Origin of the sequence: Streptomyces daqingensis (assembly GCF_014645895.1) — a bacterium.
GTDB lineage: Bacteria > Actinomycetota > Actinomycetes > Streptomycetales > Streptomycetaceae > Streptomyces > Streptomyces daqingensis.
Genome location: NZ_BMMP01000048.1, coordinates 1 through 547, shown reverse-complemented (window position 1 = coordinate 547; position 547 = coordinate 1). Strand labels below are relative to the sequence as shown.

1 protein-coding gene is annotated in these 547 nt (G+C 40.4%); it reads left to right on the top strand.

Features of this window, described 5'->3' with window-relative positions; genetic code table 11:
- On the top strand, window positions 1-517 hold a 517-nt coding region (locus IEY56_RS29265), incomplete at its 5' end, for a phosphoglucose isomerase-related protein (RefSeq protein ID WP_506004845.1).
- Window positions 518-547: the final 30 nt, after the last annotated feature.

The window sequence follows — 547 nt, the reverse complement described above, 5'->3', positions numbered from 1 at the left end:
CGATATGGGCATTAACGCTCAGCACGCCTTTTTCCAGCTCTTGCATCAAGGCACGCATTTAATACCCATTGATTTTATCGCTTCCTTAGATAAAAAGCCTAACGCTAAAGGCCACCATGAGATTTTATTCAGCAATGTTTTAGCGCAAGCGCAAGCCTTCATGAAAGGCAAGAGTTATGAAGAAGCGCTTGGGGAATTGCTCTTTAAAGGCTTAGACAAAGATGAAGCCAAAGATTTAGCCCACCACAGGGTGTTTTTTGGCAACCGCCCTTCTAATGTCCTTTTATTAGAAAAGATTTCACCAAGCAATATTGGGGCTTTAGTGGCTCTTTATGAGCATAAAGTCTTTGTGCAAGGGGTTATTTGGGATATTAACAGCTTTGATCAATGGGGCGTGGAGCTTGGGAAAGAATTGGCCGTGCCGATTTTACAAGAATTAGAAGGGCATAAAAGCAACGCTTATTTTGACAGCTCCACTAAGCACTTAATAGAATTGTATAAGAATTACAACCAATAGGCTTTGTTTGATAACAAGATAAAACCTAAA